The organism is Oribacterium sp. WCC10 (assembly GCF_900113415.1).
In the GTDB taxonomy this organism is placed as follows: Bacteria; Bacillota; Clostridia; order Lachnospirales; family Lachnospiraceae; genus Oribacterium.
In genome coordinates, this window is record NZ_FOPH01000003.1 from 113,877 (window position 1) to 137,194 (window position 23,318).

19 protein-coding genes and 2 riboswitches are annotated in these 23,318 nt (G+C 43.8%); of the genes, 10 read left to right on the plus strand and 9 right to left on the minus strand.

Annotated elements, in window-relative coordinates; all coding sequences use genetic code 11:
• Nucleotides 1–123 precede the first annotated feature (123 nt).
• The 5 genes from BM294_RS03155 (at nt 124) to ribH (ending at nt 5,942) form a co-directional block, all read left to right on the plus strand.
• A complete protein-coding gene (locus BM294_RS03155; RefSeq protein ID WP_091204847.1) occupies nt 124–1,251 on the plus strand; it encodes a GGDEF domain-containing protein in 1,128 nt (375 codons plus the stop codon).
• Between the two features lie 173 nt (nt 1,252–1,424).
• Nucleotides 1,425–1,538, plus strand: a riboswitch (FMN riboswitch).
• Between the two features lie 262 nt (nt 1,539–1,800).
• Nucleotides 1,801–3,078: a bifunctional diaminohydroxyphosphoribosylaminopyrimidine deaminase/5-amino-6-(5-phosphoribosylamino)uracil reductase RibD gene (gene ribD / locus BM294_RS16190; protein WP_242944400.1), complete on the plus strand. Its 1,278-nt coding sequence runs from the start codon at nt 1,801–1,803 to the stop codon at nt 3,076–3,078.
• A 144-nt stretch (nt 3,079–3,222) separates the two neighbouring features.
• Nucleotides 3,223–3,924, plus strand: coding sequence for a riboflavin synthase (locus tag BM294_RS03165; protein WP_091205049.1), 702 nt, complete (start codon nt 3,223–3,225; stop codon nt 3,922–3,924).
• A 138-nt stretch (nt 3,925–4,062) separates the two neighbouring features.
• The gene (locus BM294_RS03170; RefSeq protein WP_175494468.1) at nt 4,063–5,298 is read left to right on the plus strand and encodes a bifunctional 3,4-dihydroxy-2-butanone-4-phosphate synthase/GTP cyclohydrolase II; all 1,236 of its coding nucleotides are present in this window, start codon (nt 4,063–4,065) and stop codon (nt 5,296–5,298) included.
• A gap of 170 nt (nt 5,299–5,468) precedes the next feature.
• Nucleotides 5,469–5,942, plus strand: a complete 474-nt coding sequence (ribH, locus tag BM294_RS03175; RefSeq protein ID WP_091204849.1) for a 6,7-dimethyl-8-ribityllumazine synthase — start codon at nt 5,469–5,471, stop codon at nt 5,940–5,942.
• A 131-nt stretch (nt 5,943–6,073) separates the two neighbouring features.
• On the opposite strand, the gene BM294_RS03180 is transcribed toward ribH, so the two are convergent.
• The gene (locus BM294_RS03180) at nt 6,074–8,239 is read right to left on the minus strand and encodes a clostripain-related cysteine peptidase (RefSeq protein WP_091204850.1); all 2,166 of its coding nucleotides are present in this window, start codon (nt 8,237–8,239) and stop codon (nt 6,074–6,076) included.
• Nucleotides 8,240–8,593: 354 nt separating this feature from the next.
• Between BM294_RS03180 and BM294_RS03185 the strand changes: the two genes are divergently transcribed.
• The 3 genes from BM294_RS03185 to BM294_RS03195 all read left to right on the plus strand — a co-directional run bounded on the left by BM294_RS03185 (nt 8,594) and on the right by BM294_RS03195 (nt 11,825).
• Nucleotides 8,594–10,396, plus strand: a complete 1,803-nt coding sequence (locus tag BM294_RS03185; RefSeq protein ID WP_175494470.1) for a S41 family peptidase — start codon at nt 8,594–8,596, stop codon at nt 10,394–10,396.
• 22 nt (nt 10,397–10,418) lie between these two features.
• Entirely contained in the window at nt 10,419–10,763 is a 345-nt protein-coding gene (locus tag BM294_RS03190) for a DUF5684 domain-containing protein (RefSeq protein ID WP_091204853.1), read from the plus strand.
• Between the two features lie 78 nt (nt 10,764–10,841).
• Nucleotides 10,842–11,825 (plus strand): P1 family peptidase, encoded by a 984-nt coding sequence (locus BM294_RS03195; protein WP_242944401.1) that lies wholly within the window; start codon nt 10,842–10,844, stop codon nt 11,823–11,825.
• A 470-nt stretch (nt 11,826–12,295) separates the two neighbouring features.
• Here the strand turns inward: BM294_RS03195 and BM294_RS03200 are convergent, their stop codons facing one another.
• The gene (locus BM294_RS03200; RefSeq protein ID WP_036609095.1) at nt 12,296–12,610 is read right to left on the minus strand and encodes a hypothetical protein; all 315 of its coding nucleotides are present in this window, start codon (nt 12,608–12,610) and stop codon (nt 12,296–12,298) included.
• A 353-nt stretch (nt 12,611–12,963) separates the two neighbouring features.
• The gene (locus BM294_RS03205; protein WP_036609092.1) at nt 12,964–14,160 is read right to left on the minus strand and encodes a cation:proton antiporter; all 1,197 of its coding nucleotides are present in this window, start codon (nt 14,158–14,160) and stop codon (nt 12,964–12,966) included.
• Nucleotides 14,161–14,208: 48 nt separating this feature from the next.
• Nucleotides 14,209–14,286, minus strand: a riboswitch (Fluoride riboswitch).
• 476 nt (nt 14,287–14,762) lie between these two features.
• Here BM294_RS03205 and BM294_RS15635 point away from each other — a divergent pair.
• Both BM294_RS15635 and BM294_RS16775 read left to right on the plus strand, forming a co-directional pair.
• Nucleotides 14,763–15,152, plus strand: coding sequence for a site-specific integrase (locus BM294_RS15635; protein WP_139225843.1), 390 nt, complete (start codon nt 14,763–14,765; stop codon nt 15,150–15,152).
• Complete coding sequence (locus tag BM294_RS16775) at nt 15,142–15,384, plus strand: TetR/AcrR family transcriptional regulator (RefSeq protein ID WP_242944402.1); 243 nt, start codon at nt 15,142–15,144, stop codon at nt 15,382–15,384. Before BM294_RS15635 ends, BM294_RS16775 begins: the two co-directional genes overlap by 11 nt.
• Here BM294_RS16775 and BM294_RS03220 read toward each other — a convergent pair.
• The 6 genes from BM294_RS03220 to BM294_RS03245 all read right to left on the minus strand — a co-directional run bounded on the left by BM294_RS03220 (nt 15,377) and on the right by BM294_RS03245 (nt 23,308).
• Nucleotides 15,377–16,981, minus strand: coding sequence for a carboxylesterase/lipase family protein (locus tag BM294_RS03220; protein ID WP_091204855.1), 1,605 nt, complete (start codon nt 16,979–16,981; stop codon nt 15,377–15,379). The two genes, BM294_RS16775 and BM294_RS03220, sit on opposite strands and share 8 nt — an antisense overlap.
• Before the next feature lie 48 nt (nt 16,982–17,029).
• On the minus strand, nt 17,030–17,389 hold the full coding sequence (locus BM294_RS03225; protein WP_091204857.1) for an amidohydrolase family protein: 360 nt from the start codon (nt 17,387–17,389) through the stop codon (nt 17,030–17,032).
• A gap of 15 nt (nt 17,390–17,404) precedes the next feature.
• On the minus strand, nt 17,405–19,036 hold the full coding sequence (locus BM294_RS03230; RefSeq protein WP_175494472.1) for an amidohydrolase: 1,632 nt from the start codon (nt 19,034–19,036) through the stop codon (nt 17,405–17,407).
• Between the two features lie 370 nt (nt 19,037–19,406).
• Nucleotides 19,407–19,634 carry a response regulator gene (locus BM294_RS03235; protein WP_091204862.1) on the minus strand — a complete coding sequence of 76 codons (228 nt, stop codon included), beginning with the start codon at nt 19,632–19,634 and terminating at the stop codon, nt 19,407–19,409.
• A gap of 46 nt (nt 19,635–19,680) precedes the next feature.
• Nucleotides 19,681–21,651 (minus strand): carboxylesterase family protein, encoded by a 1,971-nt coding sequence (locus tag BM294_RS03240; protein WP_091204864.1) that lies wholly within the window; start codon nt 21,649–21,651, stop codon nt 19,681–19,683.
• 7 nt (nt 21,652–21,658) lie between these two features.
• Nucleotides 21,659–23,308 (minus strand): amidohydrolase, encoded by a 1,650-nt coding sequence (locus BM294_RS03245; protein WP_091204865.1) that lies wholly within the window; start codon nt 23,306–23,308, stop codon nt 21,659–21,661.
• Nucleotides 23,309–23,318: the final 10 nt, after the last annotated feature.

The window sequence follows — 23,318 nt, forward strand, 5'->3', positions numbered from 1 at the left end:
CCGGCGCGCGAACATCCGGGTTAAGGTATCAGTATCAATGGTATGTTCTTTTGAAACTCAAATCATATATATAGTATTTTGGCCCATTCATTTTTTGAATGGGCATTTTTTAGGAGATAGTTTTTGTTTATCGATATACTGAAATTCATAATTCATATAATAAAGTATGCCAATGTCTGGTGTTTACTGGCTATTATTGACTCAATATTTGTGATTATGAGTACAAAAGAAAATCATATAGTGAACAGAGCCGTGAAAACTGCAGTATACAGAACAGGAGGTCTGATCATATTTGCTTCCATAGCGGATATGATCGGCTACTATTTTTATGGTTTGAGTGATTTCAGATACCTTGTTTTTCTAGTATATACTGTGATTTACACAGTCCCAATGCTGGTTCCGATAGTTTACAGTGATTCAGTTGAATCAGGTTTTTTGAAAACAAGACACGGACATATTGTACTTCTGATTGTTTTTATGTATGTCGTCAGCATGTTTATAAATCTGTTTATACCTGTATATTTCACTATTGATGAAGGCTGCAAATATGTACAGGGTCAGTTCTGGTATCTCAGGTCAATGATTATGGCATTGATATATTTTGCTGCATTTGCCGAGATCATCAGGAAAAAATATATTTTATCCATGGGGGAGATAAAGACAGTAAACCATGTGATCATTCTTTTTATAGTGGGTGTTATATATACCGATATTTTTTATTCGGGGCAGATCATAGAGATGATCATGGCGGCAGGATTCTCATTTATCACAAGTATGTTCAATAACCTGGAGATGAAAACAGATCCTGTAACGGGCCTTGCCAATCGTGTTCTTTATACCAAGGATGCGTTTAAATACGAGAATGCAGGTTCACTGGTTGTGGTAAGCATCGATGTAAATGATCTTAAAAAAATCAATGACAGACTTGGCCATGCCGTGGGGGATGCATATTTAAGAGCCAGTGCACTGACATACAACAAGTATCTCAGGAAATACGGAAAGATTTACAGAATAGGTGGCGATGAATTTGTGTTCCTCGGAGAGAATCATGATGCAGTAAAAGAAGTAATGGAAAAGCTTGATGGTATGAAAAAAACAGACGAGGAGTTTGGAAACTTTGACCTGTCGGCGGCTTATGGGATTCTGGTGAAGAAATCTGATGAATCTGTTTTTGATGCTGTCAACAAAGCGGATATACTGATGTACCGGTGTAAGCGGAGAATGAAGAAAGATACTATAGGAAAACAATGATTTCATCGTTATTTACACTTATAACTTTTTGTGATTTATGCATGAATTTATTTCATGGATTTTGTGCAATTAATTTTAAGTTTATTGTTTACATTTTTGATAATTGAATATATCATACTGATAACAAAAAGAAATTTTCTCACAGAATTCAATCTGAGAGTATGATTTCATATATAGATCTTCAGGGAAGGTGAAATTCCTTATCGGCGGTATAGCCCGCGAGCCTTTTGGCATGATCCGGTTTGATTCCGGGGCCGACAGTAAAGTCTGGATGAAAGAAGATGTGTGACAGATCGATGATTCGATTTTTTGCTTTTGTATGAAGCTGAACCCTGAAACATTATGTTTCAGGGTTTTTATTTTGCTTTATCGGTTAAAACATAAATCAGTAAAAAGTATCGAAACAGATACTGTCAGTATTATTTTCTATCCGGTGTCTTTCAAGGATATTTAGTAAACGCTGATTAAAGCGTTTCTCTGACCGGATTTTCGATGCGAAGCATCAATTTCCTTAGAATTTTTCTTTCTCTTGATCGGAGAGGAGTCCACTTGGATGAACAACAATATATGAGACGAGCCATAGCACTTGCAAGACTTGGTGAAGGATGGTGCCATCCGAATCCACTGGTAGGTGCTGTGATTGTGAAGAACGGAAGCATTATAGGCGAAGGGTATCATGAAAGATACGGAGAACCTCATGCTGAGCGAAATGCTCTTGGTAATCTCAGCGAATCGGCGGAGGGAGCCACTATTTATGTCACGTTGGAACCCTGCTGTCATCACGGAAAGCAGCCTCCATGCACTGAGGCCATCATTTCACATGGCATAGGAAAAGTGGTTATAGGCTCCCGGGATCCTAATCCTTTGGTTGCAGGAAAAGGTGTATCAATCCTTAGATCACATGGAATCGAGGTTGTGGAGGATTTTCTTAGAGAGGAATGCGATGAATTAAATCCTGTATTCTTCCATTACATAACAGAGAAAACTCCTTATGTGAAAATGAAATATGCCATGACCATGGATGGAAAGATAGCCACCAAAACCGGTGAGTCCAAATGGATTACGGGAGAACCGGCAAGAGAACGTGTTCATAAAATGCGTCATGCTTCAATGGGTATCATGGCGGGTATAGGCACGGTGCTTACTGATGATCCGCTGTTAAACTGCAGGATTCCAAACGGAAAATCACCCGTAAGGATAATCTGTGACAGTAATCTAAGGATACCAATGAGTTCTCAGATCATTAATACAGTAAAGCAATACAGAACTATTCTGGTTTGTGCACAGAAGGAAATGGCATATGGTGATGTGAAAGATACAAAGTACAGTTCACTAAAAGACAGTACATACGGTGATGTACAGGATATAAAGTACGATTCACAAAATGGCTATATGCAGAATGATAAAGCACTTTCCGATAAGAAAAATCTGCAAGAGCCGAGTGTTGATCAGCTTTACAGCAAGATCAGGGAGCTTATCAATACGGGAGTCGAGATCATCAATTGTCCGGCGGAGGGTGATGGTAACAGGGTTGACTTAAAGAAACTTATGATGCTTCTCGGTGAAAAGGGCATAGACAGCATACTTCTCGAAGGAGGAGCCACGTTAAATGAAGAGGCATTAAAAACAGGCATAGTAAATGAAATAAATGTTTTCATGGCACCAAAGATTTTCGGTGGAAATGCGAAATCTCCTGTTGGAGGTGAGGGAGTGATGCATCCTGATGAGGCATACAGATTCATCCTTAAAAACATTGAACATACAGGTGAAGATGTACTTTTGAGGTATATCAGAGATGATGTCAGGCAGGTGCCTTGTAGACTGTGACGTGAGTATCAATAGTATTTGCCACTCACTGATTAGCGCCAACGCACACATTCGTGTGCATAGAGCAGGAATCCTTACATCAGTTCGGGATGATTGAGTTGTACCGGATGTGATGAAGTAAAAATGGGAGGAAACAAGAAAAGAATGTTTACCGGAATAGTTGAAGAAAAAGGAACTATCAGGGAATTAAGGTTAAATGGAAGTTCCGGTAAGATCCGCATTGCCTGTCGAAAAGTCCTGGAGGATACCAAAAAAGGAGACAGTATAGCGGTAAACGGGATATGTCTGACCGTCACTGAATTGTATGAAGATGCATTCACCGCAGATGTCATGGCGGAGACTGTACGAAGAAGTTCACTGTCTGAAGCAGGACTTAACGACCCTGTGAATCTTGAGCGGGCAATGGCGATGAACGGCAGATTCGGAGGACATATAGTTTCGGGACATATAGACGGAACAGGGCATATCAGGGAGATAAAAAAAGAAGAAAATGCAGTATGGTTTACTATTGAGGCCCCTCAACGGATACTTCGTTATGTGATAGAAAAGGGATCCATTGCGATAGACGGTATTAGTCTTACGGTGGCCTATGTTGACAAACATGTTTTCAAAGTCTCGGTAATTCCGCATACCATCAGGGAGACAACATTGGCAGCAAAGAAACCGGGAGATAAGGTGAATCTTGAAAATGATGTTTTAGCGAAGTATGTGGCTAAGTTTCTCCGTACAGAAAGATCTTTTACGGGGAGTGAAGATAGTGCGGATCAAGATATTGAACCATCAGTCATGAAATCCCCGGATGAAGGCGGGATAACGATGGAATTTCTTGAAAGATATGGTTTTTAAGGGAGCCGGTCAGATAGACATCTCAAGCAACAGATAAACGGATGAATACATATATTTACAGCCAGTTAGATTGTCTTTTGTATGTCAGAAATTAACAGCAAAAAAACTTTGTTTATAGATGAGAGGAGAAATATAGAGATGGAACACAGATATTCGAGTATAGAGAAGGCTTTGGAGGATCTTCGTAACGGAAAGATAATACTCTGTTCTGATGACCCGGACAGAGAGAATGAATGCGATATGATCTGTGCGGCTGAGTTTGCCACACAGGAAAATATCAATTTTATGGCGAGTCACGCAAAGGGGCTTATCTGTACACCGATGAGTCAGCAGATCGCCAACAGACTTATGCTGGCACCCATGGTTTCGGAAAATACAGACAATCATGAAACGGCATTTACAGTATCGGTGGATCATATAGACACAACAACCGGAATATCAGCGGTGGAAAGAGGCCTCACAATGCGTGAGCTTGCATCAGGCAGCTCCAAAAGTACTGATTTCAGAAGACCGGGTCATGTTTTTCCGCTAACAGCAAGACATGGCGGTGTACTTGTCAGAAACGGTCATACAGAGGCTACAGTTGATCTACTGAGACTGGCAGGACTTACAGAGTGCGGAGTCTGCTGTGAAATAATGGCAGAAGACGGTACCATGATGAAAAATGAAGATCTCTGGGCGATGGCAGATGAGTATGAACTTACATTTATCACGATAAAAGATCTGCAAACCTACATTCGAATCAATGAGAAACATGTTGTAAAAGAGGCAACAGCAAAGCTTCCGACGAAATACGGTGAGTTTCAGATGTATGGATATATAAATGACATCACAGGTGAGCATCACGTGGCTCTTGTAAAGGGTGATATCGCTGATGGCGAAAATGTATTATGCAGAGTTCATTCAGAATGTCTGACAGGGGATACCTTCGGTTCACTCAGATGTGACTGCGGTCTTCAGCTTGAAAAATCCATGCAGATGATAAATGAGGAGGGTAGAGGTATCTTACTGTACATGCGTCAGGAAGGTCGTGGTATAGGTCTTATCAACAAGATAAAAGCCTATGCACTTCAGGAAGAGGGGTACGATACGGTTGAGGCCAATGTAAAGCTCGGTTTTGCTCCCGATATGCGTGAGTACTGGGTGGGTGCGCAGATACTGAGAGATCTGGGCGTGAAGTCTCTTAGACTTCTCACCAACAATCCCGACAAGGTTTATTCACTGAAGGATTTCGGATTAACGATAAGCGAAAGAGTTCCCATAGAGATACCTGCTCAAATCTATGACAGACGCTATCTCAGAACGAAGATGACTAAGATGGGGCATATATTCAAGGCGATAGATTTGACTGAAGGTTCACAGGAACCGGCGTAAGATGTAGTATCCTATGACGTTGGTGCAGGATAGTTACAGAAATAATGAAAATCCAAATTAACATGATGCAGCACATTGCACACGAATGTGTGCGTTGGAGCTGATTAGTGAGTGGCAAATACTTTTTACACTCATGTGATTTATATATTACTGATTAAGGAGAAAAGAAAATGAAGGAAATCAATGTTTTAGAGGGAAAGCTTGTTGCCAGAGAAGGTATGAAGGTAGGAATCGTAGCTGCAAGATTCAATGAAATCATAGTAAATAAACTTCTGGGTGGAGCAGTTGACGGACTCGTACGTCACGGAGTTGAAAGTGAAAATATCACTGCTGCATGGGTTCCTGGAGCATTTGAAATACCCGCAGTTGTAAAGAAAATGGCTAAGAGCGACAAGTATGATGCCATCATTGCCCTTGGAGCTGTTATCCGCGGACAGACAAGTCACTATGACTATGTTTGCAATGAAGTTTCAAAGGGAATCGCTCAGGTATCTCTTGAGACAGGTAAGCCTGTAATGTTCGGTATCCTCACAACGGATAATATTGAGCAGGCAATATCAAGAGCCGGCAGCAAGGCAGGAAATAAGGGCTATGATTGTGCCGTCGGTGCCATTGAAATGGTTAATGTCATGGAGCAGCTTTGATTTATATTTGAAGACGTGAGTGTCAAAAGTGTTTGCCGGGACTGTGAAATTTTTTTCGGTAAAATGCCATATAGGATTTGATGTGAGGATTCGCGTGAAAGGGACCGGTTTTGATTCCGGTCCCTTACGTTTTATGACTTTCTTATGATGGTTTTCTTTGTGTCGCTGTCATCTTCTGGCTCTGCAGGAGCTTCAAACACAGCTTTACTGCCGTCCCATGTAAAGTTTACAAATTCTGTATTATAGGTTCTGTCCAGCATATCAGTGATTGTATAGCGCATTCTGTATTTTCCTTTAGGAAGTACAGTATCCTGAACATCGAGGCTATAGTCTATAGTCACAGGATCATTGTATCGCATGTCACCGATCTTCTTCAGATAATCACTGTATATAGGGGTACATATTTCCATCTGTGCTCCCAAAAGATCTGCCATGGAATAAGCATTTCTATCCGAAAGACCTGATGAAGAATCATAACCGTCCCAGATTCCTGCCAGCTGATAACGCACTATATGTTCTTCCAATGTATCTGCTTCAGGTTCATCTTCAATAGTATTTGTCAGACCTTCAGGGTACTCTGCCAGGATTCTGAGTTTCATCAGTCTTTCACTATTGATCTCCGGAACACGTACTGTCGCCTGCATGAGAACAGTATTACCCTGAATATCCTTAGTGGCCACATGAAGGAATTTATCATCTATTGCAGGCCATTTTCCCGTGAAATCTGCAGTATATGTAAGAATGTTGTCGGTATAACCCAAAAACTTCAGATCTTCACTTTGACCGAGATCGTGCCACTCCTGATACTGCTCATCAAAACTCTGGATTTCGTAGCATATCGAGCCTCCGCTATCCACGCCTGAATAGATGTGAATAAGCTGTTGGCTGTTATCTTCGGAATTCTCAGTTTCAAACTTCACCGTATAAAGTTCCGGCTTAAGCTGAGGTATCTCCCCTGAAATTTCACAAGCCCATTCCGGGGCATCCCATTTCAGACTTACAGCATCGAGGAAAGCCATCTGCCATGGATTCTTACAGGTTCTGGCAAAACGATCCAGCTTATCTGTGGTGCCGTTGTAGGTGATAAATGCAGATAAACCGTGAGAATACGGATGATAGGAACCGCGGACACAGGTCACTACAGCATCGTCAACTGCATTTTCGAGTTTCAAAACGGTCTCCTTTGATATGCCGCCATTTCGTCCTCTCCGTGCCAGATCATACAGATCCCACATATCACGATCTTTATATCTGTCGGTTTTGCTTACAGCGCTAAGATATTGTCCGAAAGCAACAGGGTCAGGAATCAGTGCAATTACTTCTTTCATATATGCTTCAAAAGCTTCTGCTACAGGAGCTATCTTTTTAAGGTCTATAGTAGAGAAGGTAAGACCTTTCAGACTGCCGTCATCTGCCATTTCAGCGTACATGATCTGAGTAGCATTACATATATTAGATCCAAGCCTAGGTGCTTCGCACTCCGGCTCATCATAAAGTGACTGGAGCCACTCTGCGTAATTGCTGCCGTATCCCGGAAGTACTTCTTCTGATGCTATCAGATAGTCTGCATAGGACTGAATCGCCTGTGCTGTCTCAAGTGAAGCCATAAGGCAGGCGTCCGTCATGACTAAATCAAAATGTAAACCGGCGTCCTTCAAGGCTCTTTCAAGACCTTCCAGACTCATGATGGATTTGTCATGCAGTTCGTCCACTATCAGACCGGAGGAGCTTCCGCCGCCATGATCCCAGATAATGAGCAGATGCTTCTTTGCAGGGTAGTTCTCAGCGCCCCAGGTGATAAAGTCAGATAATGTGGTATATTTCGCCATGGAGGCATTGTCCAGTTCATCCTTAAGGACAAATCCCTCATCACCATAGCTCCAGCGTTGTAATTTGTCTGTGGCAATGTCTATGCCGATTCGTTCCTTGGTATCCCATTTTTTGGTTCCGCCGGTTTGAATCAGGACATTGACTTTGTCGTCCGGAATGGTGCTTTTAATCATTTCAAGGTTGGTGGTTGCCATTCCACCTGCAGATTCCAGATCAGTTCCGCAAAGATAGATCATTACATCCCACTCAGCCGTCAACTTGTAAAGTTCGTTGGCTGAAGCCTTTTTTTCATCATGCACTTTTGCCGTCACTTCAGCTTTGGCTACTGTTTTGGTTTCTGCCTTGGTTTCTTCCGTCTGTGTTGTTTCTTCTTTTTTCTCATTATCTGCATAAGCAAAAAACAGCGTAATGCTGCTTATGATACACAGTACCAAAATGAGACATAAGATTTTAGAAAGCCTTTTCATTTACGCTCCTTTCCTGTGAATTTTGTTTAAATGCTTAATTTCTTCAGGGATGGCTGCCACCATAGCTTTAGGTCCAAATGATGTGATTTTCATGGTTGTTTTGTCCCTCCTAAAAATGCGCATGTTAAAAAATATCATTCCGCGTGAAAAGGTGTCATACTTAGCCTTTTCAACAACAGCCTATTTAGTTTTATATCGGCAGGAACAGGTAAATGGATTAGAAAATGTTTGATGATGTTTATAGGGAAACGCTGATTAAAGCGTTTTCCTGGTCGTCATAATAATAAAGTCATTATATCGATGTGCTTTTCTGTCGAAAAATCATTAATGATGATTATTTACGAAAGGAGCACTATGAAAAAACTGATTTCTTTAGCATTGGTAATGGCTTTGGGTGCAGGTCTTGTTTCCTGTGATGCAGCTCTTGATACTCCACTTGCAGAATCTAAGGCAGAGACCATTGAAACAACGGAATCTTCGGCGTCGGAAGAGAAGAACAGTGAGGGAAAACACGAAATCACAAGTGAATCCTATCCGCTCTATATGAACAACGATCCCATGGGAATGGATCTGAAGCTTTATTTCCTTGATGGAGTGAAGGATCTTCCATATATTGAGTCTGAAGATATTCATTTCCTGATTAATGATGCCGTTCTTGGCGATGAGGAAGCGGGCATAAGCTTTTCTATGGAAAAGGATGGTTCCATCGTGACTTACACCCGTCATAACAAGGATGAGAATGCTTTTGATAATGACATTCCTTTAACATTTGATTTTGATAAAAAAACCATCGATTTCATGGACTTTGATTTGTTTTGCAAGAGTCCGAAAAGCTCTACATTGCTGGATATGACATCAATGAATGTTTTTAACGAGAAGGGAGAACCGGCTGTATTTAAAAAGGTAGACAGAGGGTCACTGGACCGTTACGGTGACAGTCTGGTACTTTCGCTGGGGGATTATGGCATAGATATGATAATGCAGGATGGTCTCTATCTTGTGCCGCTTCAGACTGTTAATGATTTTCTTATCGCTGCCCCATGTGGTGCAAACCTCTTTTTCAACGGAAAAAGTCTGATTTTAACAGCCAAAGTAAGCGAATGTGAAGATCTTTACTATGCGGGAGAAACCGGTGAGAGAAGTGATGCCCTTATAGAATATGGATATAACGAGCTGTGTCTCATGCTGGACTATCTGTATGGTCTTAAGGAGCCTCATGAAATCAAACACTTTGCTGAACTTTTCCATGAAAATGGACTTGAACCGGTATTAAAGATGACTGATACCGAAAATGCAGACAGGGCAATATATCGTATGATAAATGATTACCTCGATGATGGGCATTCTCAGTTCACAGGCTATTCTTATTTAAGTGGTAAATCAGATTATAAGCCACCTAAGGGAGCTTCTGAGTTCAGATGGGGTAATCATTATGAAAGATATTTAAAGGCTCGTGAGAAGTTTTATCCTGACGGAATACCCGGATATGAGGAGGTGGGTAACACCGCATATATCACATTCGATCAATTCTATATGGATGATACGGACGGAGAAGCTTATTATAAAGTAGAGGATCCTAAGGATTTCTCTGACGAAAATACCATTGAGCTTATCATGAAAGCACACTCCATGATCACCAGGGAGAACAGCCCTATCGAAAATGTAGTTATCGATTTAAGCTGTAATCTGGGCGGTGTAGCCGATACAGCTGTATTCACTCTTGGCTGGTTCCTTGGAGAGGCTTCCATCGGTATGAAGAATACTATGACCGGTGCGATGTGCAGTTCCACATATCGCTGCGATGTAAACCGTGATCGTGAGTTCGATGAGAAGGATGAACTTGGAGACAGGAGATTGTTCTGTCTGACATCTCCGGTAAGTTTTTCTTGCGGAAATCTGGTTCCTTGTATCTTTAAGGAATCCAATAGGGTTACTCTTCTGGGAAGAACATCAGGCGGCGGAAGTTGCGTTGTTGAACCTGTTTCATCAGCATGGGGAACATCATTCCAGCTGTCGGGAATCAGACGTATTTCTTTCGTAATGAACGGTGCGTTCTATGACGTTGACCGTGGTGCTGAACCGGATTACTCAATCAGTACACCGGAACAGTATTATGATCGTAAAGCCCTGACAGAATACATTAATTCTATTTATTAAAATTCAGTATGGAGGATTTGAAATGGAAGATCAGAGTAATTTTAATTTATTGGTATCATTTATCATATATCTTCTTTTAGTTATAGCAATGTGGAAGATCTTTGTTAAAGCCGGTGAGGCAGGCTGGAAGAGTCTGATTCCGATCGTTGACTTTTATTACCTTTTCAAAATTGCCATGGGAAATGGATGGCTCTTTCTGCTGATGCTTATTCCGATTATAAATGTTGTGATAATATATATAATGTTTTGGAAACTGGCAAAGTCCTTTGGGTTTGGCGTAGGTATGCGCATACTTACGATGCTTATTCCGAATCTGGGTACGTTGATTATCGGCTTCGGAGGATCACAGTATATCGGCCCGCAGTAGGTTACGTGCGTTTGTTTTCTTAGGGAATGAACTTCTGATACATGGCGACATATCTTAACAGAGGGAAAGGTTTTATAAATGCAGACAAATATCAGAGAGATAAAAGTTACAGAAATCGGCGATATCCATATTGGACAGACAGAAGATACAAAGGCCGCTACAGGCTGCACTGTATTTATAAGTGAAAAAGGTATGTCTGCCGGACTTGATGTAAGAGGCGGCGGACCGGCTTCAAGAGAAAGTGAGCTATTGAAGCCTCTCGCTTCAACACAGATTGTTCATGGAGTCGTGCTTGCAGGCGGAAGTGCCTATGGCCTTAGTGCGGCAACCGGAGTGATGAAGTATCTGGAAGAGAAAGGTATAGGTTTTGATACCGGAGTTGCAAAGGTCCCTCTTGTTGTACAGTCTGATTTGTTCGACCTTACTGTTGGAGATCCAAGGGTAAGGCCGGACGAGAGGATGGGATATGAGGCTGCCAGACTTGCTATGGAAGCACCGAATTACCGTGATGGTAACTTAGGAGCAGGGTGCGGAGCTTCGGTAGGAAAGATAGCCGGAATGGAAACCTGCATGAAGACCGGTATAGGAAGCTATGCGGTTCAGATAGACGAATTAAAGATAGGTGCAGTTGTTGCGCTCAATGCATTAGGCGACGTATTTGAATATAAATCCGGTAAAAAGATAGCAGGTCTTTTGACTGAAAACAAAAAGAGCTTCAGAGATACAGTGGAATATATGTCACATAAGAGTGATGTAGTTGACAACAGATTTACAGGCAATACAACATTGGGAGTTGTGATAACCAATGCAGCATTTGATAAATCTCATCTATGCAAAATAGCGGGAATGGCTCATGACGGATATGCAAGGTCTATACGACCGGTACATACAAGTGCTGATGGTGACAGCATTTATGCGGTTTCTGTAGGTGATGTCAGAGCCGATCATGATCTCGTCGGGATTTGGGCAGCTGAAGTTATAAGTGCCGCCATTGAACGCGCAGTGTACAGTGCAGAGAGTGCCTATGGCTATCCTTCCGCAAGTTCTATGAAGGAACTATAATACTTAATTGAAATGAATGTTTATGATTTTAAAAACATCTATCGTTATATAAGTCATACAATAAAAAGTCTGCAATAACTGTAACCTTTTATATAACAGTAAATTTGCAATGTTAAACGCTCATTTGAGCATTAACTGTTGCAATTAAGCATTTAACATTTCAATTAACGACCTATCACTATGCGTCATTATCTTTTCGTTAAACAAGAGTTTAGCGCAATAATATAAACAATTAAATGTTGTTCCGTTCCTAAAATGAAATAGTTAACGAGACTTTTTGGAAATATTATACCACAAAAGGTCTCGTTAACCTCTTCAATTGCCGTGATGTAGGTCTATTCATATAATGGATATATGGATAGATAAAAAAACGAATTAGAAACAAAAAACAAAATAAAAAAGATTGTTCAGGATAACCTTCCTTCATTTGCTTCAAGATATTTCAAAGCAAATATGGATGTTAAATCACCTCAATCCCTGTATGGATACGCTTTGGATATGATATCTCCGGAATTTAATGCCATAAGCATTGAATCTAAGGTATCATAGTACGTGGCATCTTTTGCGCCCTTTAATTGCTGAGAATTACGTTCAAAATAACCTTCCTCATTCATTATTCTTCCTATATATCTTCCGGTCTCTCTGAATTTAGTCATTTCTTCTTCTGTCATGTTAAGCATTGTCAGAATGCCAACCTTTTTGATTTCTGTATCTTTTGCAGTTGATTCTGTCTGCTCCAAACCAGCATTAATATTTGTTTTCTCATCAGTTGTTTCGCTACTCACAGCTTCAGTTTCACTTATTGAAGCCTCAGTGCAAGTTAAAGAGATGTGGCGAGTGCTTCACAGATCCAAAACGATTCGTGATTAAAAGAACCTTAGATGACATGGCGAGTGCTTCATGGATTCAGGGTTCTTTTTTTGTGTGAGTTTTTGCACACATATTGATTAGTAGAGTTAGAAATTCTCGATTAACAACAAAATACAAAGTATGGTCATGATGAGATATTCAAGTAGTTTCGGAAATTTCGTCAGTTGCATTTAGGACTTCTATTAATGCCTTTTTCTGCCTTAATATCAGACTTACAGATGCCAATCTAATTGGCTCTTTGTTGCTATATGTCGTTGTGGTTTTATGCTTATTCCATGTGAGCGTTCTGACTCTTTCTGAGAAACACTTTATAAGTATTATCAATCGCAAAAGCTCCCAAAGGCGCGGTGATCACAATTGCCAGTACTGCAACAGTAAGAACCAGGTCTCCGCAGGATAATCCTGCACTTAAAGGGATACCTCCGATTGCTGCTTGAACCGTTGCTTTAGGAGTATATGCCATCATAGTAAACAATCTCTCCTTGGTATTCAGATCAGTACCGATGAGGCAGACAAACACTCCTAGCATTCTGAAAAGTAAAGCTCCGGCGACCAGTAAAACAGCTTTTACGCCAACGCTTTCAAGATAGCTTATATTAACAGTTGCACCAACTAAGACAAAGAGGAAAACTTCTGCGATAACCCATAATTTATTATATTTGGATTGTAATCTTTCAGACACTACTGCTCTGTATTTCGTAAGGCCTACCCCTATAAACATTATAGCAATCAGCGCAGAATAAGTAATAGGTGTATGAAGCATATCTTCCAGGTGAACCAGAATGAAGGAAACCGATAGTATTATCATGATTTTTACGGTATCTCTCATGTGGAAATATTTAAAAAGAAGAGCCAGCATCCGTCCGGTGAACAGACCTATGAGGATTCCAAGTACGATAGAGACCGGGATATTTACAAAACGAACAAACGATATACCTTCCCCTTGGATTATTCCCAAAAATGTTGTAAACAACACAATGACATATACATCATCCACTGAGGCACCGGCAAGTATGAGCTGAGGGATCTGCTTTTTTACTCCATAGCCTTCCTCAATGAGTTTCACCATTCTAGGAACAACTACTGCCGGAGAAACAGCCGCGAGAACTGCTCCCATGATGGCTGCTTCCAACATTGAAATACCCATAAGTCCTGGAGCAAAACACAGCATACCAATCAACTCAAAGCTGGCTGGTATAAAGCACATCATAAGTGCCGGACGTCCTATCTTCTTTAACCTGGAAATATCCAGACTTAAACCGGCTCTTGTCAGAATTATAATGAGTGCGATCTTTCTGATATCTGAAGATATTGAAAGAACAGAATGGTCGATAATGTTTAAAACATATGGACCTAACACAATTCCTGTGATCAGCATTCCGATTAACCCAGGGAGCTTTACCCGTTTACATATAAAGCTCAGAACAAGACCCAAAAGCATCATCATAGCAACACTAAATAACATAATTTATCCTCCTAAAGACGCAGAAAAAGCTGACACTTTCTGCGTTGATAATTCGCAGAAGTCATCAGCTTTTAAATAGCGGTTTTAGTAATCATACTACGGGAGAACTTCATTCCCTTGTCTATGTATTATATAGTTCCTTTTACCGGATAGCAATATAATTGAGAGGTAATAATTAAGAACAGCCTATATTTTGTATAGATTATAATATCGAGTATATTATTTTTAGAAAATACAATCATATTGGATAATTTTGGAAAGATCTAAATTTCACTCCCCAAATCCATAGAATCGTGATGCAGATGGGTCTCGTTAACTTCTTCAAAAAAGTCGTGATCCGTCTATTAAGTTCGCGCATCTTTAGGAAACCTGTATGCAAAAACTCGCGAAAACACGTAAAATCTTGATTATTTAAACCCATGAAAAAAGACCTTTTTAAGGGATTTTCGTAATATACCCCCAAAAAGGTCTCGTTAAGTTTTTCATTTAAGCTAAAAAACAAAGTTAATATTATTGTTCGGGATAAGCTGCCAAAGTTTGCGTCAAGATATTTCAAAGCAAATATGGAAACCAAATCAATACAATCACTGTATGGATATGCTTTGGATCTGACATCTTTCTTTGAGTATTTAAAATACCGCGAGCCAGATTCATTTGACGTAGCCAGGATGACTCTTTTAGACCTTAATGAGCTTACTTCTTCGGTCATTGAAGATTATCTTGATTACAGTAGAGAATACACTGATAAGGGCGTAATAAAGACCCGGTCTGAAGCAGCCATAAAGCGCAGATACAGCTCCCTCTCCTCTTTCTTTAATTACTATTACAAGCTGGATATGATAGATAGGAATCCAGTATCAAAAGTAACGCCACCCAGAATTAAGAAACAATATCAGATTACGCCGTCAGTAAAAGATTTCCTTAATATCTTCCTCTATCTCCTCAATGGTAGATTTACGGAATTTCTGATCCTTAAAGTAAGTGCAGAATAGGCAATGGTTGTGTGAACAGACTTCTGTCGTCTGCAAATATCCGTCAGCAGTTTCATATGGTGGACCCGAGATCTGTAAGGAAGCTGAGATTGAGCGCCCTACATTCTACTATCATTTCAAGGACAAATATGACCTAATGGCATGGATGATCTTTCAATCCATGACCCTTTGCCCCGTAATGGAAGCTGATTACCGGTCCTGCAATGTCTGTTTGATTTGTTATATTAGCTGACATAATACTTAGTCAGGAAATAGGTTCTGTCCCAATCGACGATATTCATGGCTGACTCCTTCTCAGCACGGATGTCATGCTCGTCAAAAACCATCACTTGCTTATCCTTAAGATCGTAGAGCGGCCAATCATAAGCCTTCCCGTCAGGCGAGATGTCGCCAGAAAGGGAAGGATTACCGCATTTGGCGAACTGTACCCACATTTTTCGCATGATTTTGGAGAATTTCTTATCGAATTCCCTTCCTGTAACTAAGGTTTCCTCCGCATGGTTGAACAGTTCCGAGAGTTCTACCGCATGCCCGCTCTTCAACAGCGGAACAGCGGACTCTACCCTGAAGTAATAGACATATGTCTTGCCACCGCCCCTGACCTGATTCTCTGCCGTTCTGATAAGCGGTGCATTGAACCAGTACTGGTCAAGAAAGCTGCTGAGTTTCTCATAATCCTCTCCCCGGCTGTTCTCGAAATAGCTTTCTACCAATGCCTTTTCCTCATCCGTACACTGTGCGAGCTTCTCGGCCTTACAGTTCTTTGCCCAAGGCATGAAGCCCTCTACTCCAAAACCGGCCACGAAATAGCTGCATTCATCCTTAGTGCAGCCCTGCATGAAGTCGAGGTCCTTGGCAGCTCCGGCTTCGTAGGCGTCGAATGCCTCCAGTGGAAGAAAACTGCCGTCGCGCTCAGGAGTTGTAAGTGGCATTGAGATTACCTGGGATGCCACCTCTACGATCTTGTTAATTTCAATCTTCTGAAGATCGGCTACTGTTTTGCAGTCCAGTGCCTTCAGTAGGGCGTTCGTGCAGGCGATGGACTGCTCTTTGGATCTGCAAAAAGCGGGCGATCCGCTTTGGGCGATGACACGCTTGAAATACCGGTGCGAACCCTTCACCAAAGGCAGCAGAGAAACTGAACCGCCCCCGGCAGACTGGCCGAAGATGGTCACTTTATCAGGATCACCACCGAAGCCCTCAATATTCTCATGAATCCATTTCAGCGCTGCCAATTGATCCATTAGCCCTAAGTTCTGAGCGTCCGGGTAATCCGCTCCGTCAGGCAGATGCGACAGGCGAAGGAACCCGAGTGCGTTAAGCCGGTACTCGATGGAGACGAGGATTATATCCGGATTTTCATGCACGAAGTTGGTTCCCTCCTCCCGTGGCTCGGTTGTAGCTCCAAGTTCATAGGCACCGCCGTGGATCCACACCATTACCGGCTTCTTCCCGGATCCCTCATCATCAGCCTTCCACAGGTTCAGATGAAGACAATCCTCACCCTGAGGGTAGAGTGAACCCATCTGCCCGACATTGCCTATCTGGCAGGGAATCTTCCCGAAGTAATACGCTTCGTACACGCCATCATCTGGAACTACGTCAACCGGTGCCTTCCACCGCAGATCCCCGACAGGCTGCTTCCCGACAAAGGGTATACCCTTATAGGCAATGATATTTTCAGTCTTTTTTCCGACAAATGTGCCGTTGACACATTTGACCGCCAGCGACTTGTCATAATCACCATTGGTTATTTTATTGTTTTCGCCATACAAAGCCTGCATCCTGGATGTGGCTTCACTTATACTAACACTATCCAACATACCCATTTTCAGATCTCCTTTCTCTCATACGTAAATCTATGCGTTTGCGAAACGCTAATTAACTCTCTTCCCTGCAAAATAAACATCAGTCGGTTTGTTGTAACTGAAGCCTTCCTTCTCTGTTGTAAGCAGGTCTTTGTCGAATACCAGATAATCAGCATCCTTACCGGCCGTGATAGAACCCTTTTTATCCTCAATACCAAGCTGCTTTGCGCCATTGATCGTAAAGCCCAAAAGCATCTCTTCAATGCTCATCCTCTCATTTTCAGGCGGAAATACCGTATCGCATCTGGTCCATTCATAACCTCTGGTCTTTTCGGTAATCTTCCGTGTCATGCCGACTTCCATGCCAAGATACGGATTCCATGTTGTAAAATCTTCAAAAGTGATGTTGTCACTTGACCATGTAACCAATCGTGCTCCCTTCGTTCAAGGCTTGTATACCTCTTCCCCGTCCACAATGGTTGCTATGAGATTTGCCTGTGCAACCTTTTCAATATCGTCATGGAGGAAGTCGCAATCATAAACAGTCATATTGGCGATCTTGCCGAACTCGATGGAGCCCAGACGATGCTCCTGGTGCCAGGCGTACGCGACATTTATGGTCAGGGCACGCAGGGACTGTTCACGTGTGATCGCTTCCTTGACATTGAGCGGTAACGTTTCTATACCCAATGTCTTTGGCGCATTACGGGTTTCAGCCATGTAAATACTGTTTCTGATACTGAAGGACGGTGAAACAGGATAGTCCGAATGGAACACGGTACATGCGCCCGCATCAAAGAAGGACTTGATCGGGTATGAGTTTTCTGCCAGTTCCTTACCGACGTAAGATTCCTCAATCTCATAGAAGCCCGGAATTTTCGCAGTCCACAGCGGAGGAACTGCCGGAATGGAGCGGGTTTGGCCCATGCGGCGGATATCCTCGTCCGTGACAAAGTGTAGATGTGCCAGAATGTTGCGCTGATCCATATCACCGGTAATTTTTTTCGCGTCCTCGATGCAGCCCAGCATGAAATGGGTCGCGCCGCCGCCCTCGGAGTGAACGTGTACCGAAAGTCCCTCGGCATCTGCCGCTGTGATCAGCTCTACCATCTTGTCATGATCATTGAAGCGTTCATTGCCGTGGTAGCCCGGCTGATCGGCGTAATCCTGGTTCTGCCAGCCTGTGTGCGCTTCGGTCACACCATCTAAGAACGTCTTTACACCGACTACATGGAAGTATTCACCGCTGTATTTTGCGCGGGTCGCGGCGATGCGGGCGACCTCCGCCTTCGGATCTTCCGGATTGTCCGGACACATAAGATACGCATAGGTACGCAGCTTAAGCTTGCCCTCCTGCTCCAGCTCATAGAAAGCCTGAACAGCTATCTCATTGGTAACCTCCGTACCGGCATCGGCCACTGCTGTATAGCCGTTTGCAAGTGCCATATCCTGCCATGCAAGCAGATAGTCCTTGGCATTCTTGAGTGTAGTCGGGAGCTTGGGATACACTTCAAACACAGGTGCTTCACAGATGTAGCCGTCTGGTTCCCCATTTTCATCCACGTGAACCAGATCGTAGCCCATTTTCTTTGCATAAGCCGCATCAATGCCCGCCCATTCCATCGCCTTTGTATTGAGCAGCATGGAGTGACCGCCGCCGGTCTGCATAAGCAGCGGCTTATCGCTGCAGATCTCGTCTAGATACGCTTTGGAAACATATTCGTCATTTTCGATCCACCCTGCTGCCAGATAGAACTCGCGCTGCGGATTCTTTTTTATGAAATCACTGATGATCTCACGGTATTTGTCGTAGTCAGTTGGGATAACCTTGGCTAGATTAGCCTGCCCGATCGCGCGGTCGCCTGCCAGGTAACAGTGGCAGTGGGATTCCAAAAAACCGGGATAGATGAAGTTCTCACCGTAATCCAACACCTGGGCATCTGCACCGGCAAGCTTTTTTACTTCCTCCGCATCACCGATGTAGGCGAACACGCCGTCCTTAACAAGTGCCGCTTTTGCAGTAGGCCTCTTTTCATCCATGGTGATGATGTTGCCGAGAACAATTGTCTGTTTCATCTGTAAAACCTCCTGTCTCATTATTTTATATTTATCGGGAAACGAATTTATTTAATCCGTTTCCTGTAATTATTCACACCTGATCCTCTTTGCCTGACACAAAGCAGGCTACCAGTCCGTAAATGATCGTTGGGCTGATCCATATTTCCGTAAGTAAATAGTCGGTATATTCATTGATAGGACTGATATAAATCACGTAATTGTAAAGTCCGGCAATTGCCATATCAATAATAAAGAGCAGCTGCAGTAATAACTATATCAATGATCTGCGGTAAGCACCGACAGCAGGAAAAGCCCCAGATTATTTGCCAGACTGTCGTTTACATAGGGTTGCATGACTTAGGGAATAGTTGAGCTGTTCCCTCACGCCCTATGGAGTCAGCGGCTTTTTCATGAAACCACATGCTCCGGTGATCCATACATCAAGGGCATATCCAATATAAGAAGTCAGAAACACCACATTGGTTCGGGGATTGATCTCAAGCAGTGTGCGGCACAGCTCCAGTCCATTCGTCTTTCCCATCTCTATATCTAGGAAAGCCAAGGCGATCCGATTTGTTTTCGCGTATTCAACGGCCTCAGAGGGCCGGGTGGTCATATCGTATTTCTCCTCTATAGTTAAGGAGATAAGAAGAAAGTCCGCGTCATTTCAACATATAGTCCAACAATCCTTTGACCTCTGTTATTCTGTCTTCAATCGTATCGCACGCTAATTTCCCGTCTTCAACGATAAGTGCCTGTGGAAACGCCTCCCAGTCGAGACCATCGAAGCCCGAAATCTCGTTGCGATAAAGCTGCAGGGCATCTCCGCTGACAAATTTCAGCAACAAAGCCCGGAGCATCTCGGACAGATCCGCGTTCATTACGCTGCCATACATCTGTAGTGCTTCACTGTTCCCGAGCAATGTTGCTAGAACGTCTGCGGTACCCGAACCCAGATTCTCGATCAGTGCCTTTTCGTCCCAGTACATCAGATGCACCTTGTTTCCACCCTGCGACAGCTTTGCCGCAACACGATAAATACCCAACGCAGTCCATTGCCCGTACAGCTCTGATTTCGCCTCAAGCTCGGATGAAGTCAATGTCTGAGCCTTAATATACGCCCGCATCGCCTCGGCGACGGAACCGTCTATATCGCCCTGAAGGTCGTCCACAGCCGCCTTTACCGCGTCCTTGTAGTTCTTACTGCCGACGGAGGATCGGATCACCTGCATTCCCCCGCCGGTAATGCCGACGATAAACTCGATACCCGAAGCGGCTCCGTTTCGATATGCCTCATACACCTGCTTAGGGATCAGTTTTCCGTCACAGGTCGGTGTGCACATGCTCATCCAAAGCCTTTGCACAGCGTCTTTTAGAGCTTCCGTATCCAGGTGCAAAAGCTCCGCCATCGTCGAAGTGTTTGTTTCTTTCAACAATGCTTTTGCCAGGGCTCTGGAGGCATCCGGCGTATCACAGGCAGACTCCGGGCTGCCGTCGAACACGAAGGCCCTCCGGAACAGACCCCTCGCCTGCTCGCTGGCGGCCAGCAGGCAGATGCAGGTCGCGCCGGACTCGAAGCCCAGCACCGTGATCCGCTCGGGATCACCCCCGAAGGCTCCGATGTTTTCCCTGATCCACTTCAGTGCCGCGATTTGATCCAGCAGCCCGAGGTTCAGGGTGTCCGGGCAGGCCTCCCCGCCGGGAACCTCAGAAAAATCAATGAACCCGAAGATACCGAGGCGATAATTAAAACTGACAAGCACTACATCCTGATTCGCATTTACATAATCCTCACCGTACAGCAGCGGATCGACCGAGCCGCCGTAGGTAAAATCTCCGTGGTGGAACAGCACAAGCACCGGCTTTTTCGCTTCCGTCTTTTCGTCCCCGGTGGCTATATTCAGGTACAGGCAGTCCTCGCTCTGCCGGTGATGCCTTATGATCGAGCCCTTATGCTCCACCTGTATGGCCGAGGCGCCGAAGCTCTTGGCCTCAAACACCGTCTCCGACGCAGGGAGCGGCTCGGGTGCCTTCCATCTCAGTTCGCCTACCGGAGACTTTGCGTAGGGAATCCCCCAAAAGATTCGTGTCTCCTTGTACTTCTTCCCGACGTAGATGCCGTTTCGCGTCCTGACCGCACACTCGACATCATATTCACCGTGAACAGCCCGGTTCCGCTGATTCACTTCCTCGATGTCCCTGTCCGTCACGTCGAACACATAGCCCTCGCTTCCGTCCCCGTAAAGCTTGCAAATCTTTCTGACACGATATCCACGTATGCACAGATTCACCAAAAAGCCGACAATGGGAAGACCCACAACCCACGCAAACTCTTCCTCCAGGTCTTCTATCAGGGACGTGCCCAGCAAATGCCTCGAAACAAACTCGGCGATCAGGAAAATAAGCAGGATCGCCACATAAGTGAATACCCGGTTGACCGTTTTTTGCTGGACGGTCTTGCTGAAAACGATCCTGCTGATGAGCTCCTCCAGCGTAATTCCGAGGGCAAAGCAGACCGCTATGCACGCAGGCTGCGTCCAGCCCAGATACATCGGAATCGTATAGCCAAAGCCATAGCCCAGCGCCGAGATGAAAGCCACCATAAAATCATCGATTGTAAATAACTTCTTCATGATTTTTTTAAGCGTGAGTGTAGACCCACTCTCCGCCCACCATGGTTCCAAGCACGGGCGAATCCTGGATATGCTCCGAATCGCACTTGGTAATATCATCACCAAGTACCACCAAATCTGCTTCCTTCCCGACAGTAATACTGCCCAGCCTGTCATCACAAAGCATCTGATAAGCCTCATTAATGGTGGTCGCTTCGATCATCTGCTCTATCGTTACGCGCTCGCTCGCATTATGCAGTGTGTCCGGACGTCCGGGAAGCTGACGAATCACACCTTTCTGTATGCCTGTAAGCGGATAGGCCGGATTTGTAACAGGATAATCACTGGCAGAGGTTACCGTAACTCCGGCATCAAAGAATGCCTTCATCGGAAGCTGATTTTCAGCACGTTCTTCGCCAAGAACAGCGACCATCATCTGAAAATATTCCGGCTCGAAATCAAACCAGTGGGGATCTGTAGAAGCTATAACGTTTAGTTTAGCCATACGGGGGATATCCGCCCTGTCTACCACCTGAAGATGGGTTATGGCATCCCTGTAATCGTGAGGTCCTGTCTGCTCCAATGCTTTCTCTATGGCATCCAGAGCCATGCAGAGTGCCCCGTCTCCTATGGCATGAGCATGTACCGTAAATCCCAGCTCGTGAGATTTTTTGTATATTTTAATAAGGGTTTCTATGTCAAAGCGAAGCTGCCCATGATGCTTATGCTCGACAGACCACGGATCTGTGTAAGGCTGCTTCATATATGCTGTCGAAGGTGTCCCCGGCATCGTACCGTCTATCTGTATCTTGATATTGCTAAGCTCGAACATGCGCCCCTTGGTCTTCTTTCTAAGCTCTGCCGCATGTTCTATCTCTGCCATCGTATCATGACCTTCCGCCTGAAATACCTGATAAGCGGCATAGACATGCATTTTAAGCTTTCCTTCCATATCAAGCTCATGGCAGGCAAGTGCGGCATTGTCTGTAGTATCCCAGTTGATGATGGGTTCAAGGATCAGGGTCTCTCCATGAGCCAGATATTCCTCCTGATAGTGCAGGAATCCCTCCTTATACTGCTCAACCGAGAACACGGTAAGCTCCTTTAGCAGATCCATAGCACCCTCACGGAAATAACCGGTGGGATTCCCCTGATCATCCCGCGTGATTATTCCGTCACTTATATCCGGCGTGTTTTTGTCGATTCCCAGACGATCCATTGCGGCATGATTCACCCAATAAGAATGATGACCTATATCCGCAAGAACGATCGGTTTATCTGTCAAACCGTTAAGCAGATCAGCAGTGGGACCGTTTGGTCCCATATCCGGTGTGGGTATGAAGCCTGAGCCCTGAATAACATCCAGCTCGGGGCGTTCCTCAATGAACTTCTTTAACGCTTCAAGATGTTCCTGTAAGGTACCCATGGGACTTAGATGTACAAAGAAAAGTGATTCCGTTCCTCCGGGTGCGATATGACCGTGTCCCTCTCCAAATCCAGGAAGAATGATACCTTTATCATACCGAATCTCATCCGTATCCTTGTCAATATATTCCTTAACGCCTTCTTCGTCTCCCACATAGACGAACTTTCCGTCAGAAATCGCAAGTGCCGCAGCCTTGGGCTTTTTCTTATCAACTGTGTAGATATTACCGTAAATGACCTTATTTGCCTTCATTATCTGTATC